The organism is Xanthomonas arboricola (assembly GCF_003353015.1).
GTDB classification, from domain to species: domain Bacteria; phylum Pseudomonadota; class Gammaproteobacteria; order Xanthomonadales; family Xanthomonadaceae; genus Xanthomonas; species Xanthomonas arboricola_E.
Genome location: NZ_QREM01000013.1, coordinates 1 through 542 on the forward strand (window position 1 = coordinate 1; position 542 = coordinate 542).

The window sequence follows — 542 nt, forward strand, 5'->3', positions numbered from 1 at the left end:
CGCGGGACCCTGAGCGGCATGGATGCCGCGCCGGAGCTTACAAGGACGTACTTGCAGCGTGTCCCGCGATGGTGGGCGGGCAAGGGCCCTGCAGCCAGGCACCAGATCGACTGCTCCACCACTGATCCATCCGCACTTCCAAGCCATCGATCCACAACGCACAAAACAGCCAAGACTTGGAACGGTGAGGTTGTCCAGTCGCGGTCGGATGCTTGAAGCAAAAGCCCGGTGCGTCGAGGGCGCGGTGCCCTCACCGCTTGCGGGACACGCCGTGAACCCGTCCCTGGGGCTCGGTGGCGGCATCCATGCCGCCACACGGTCCCGCAACCGGCNGGTGCCCTCACCGCTTGCGGGACACGCCGTGAACCCGTCCCTGGGGCTCGGTGGCGGCATCCATGCCGCCACACGGTCCCGCAACCGGCGAGGACACCGCACCAGAAAGTTGGTCGGTGCTCATTTGAAAAGCTGTCTGTCGTGCGATCTGCATCAGACGTAGAACCAATGCTTCATGATCGAACGAAGGCATCGAGCACTGCTCTTCC

Annotated in this window: 1 pseudogene; it reads right to left on the minus strand. The window is 64.3% G+C overall.

What is annotated here, in order from left to right:
• Nucleotides 1–340 precede the first annotated feature (340 nt).
• Nucleotides 341–542: pseudogene (locus tag C0541_RS20950) on the minus strand (hypothetical protein); the annotation flags it as partial.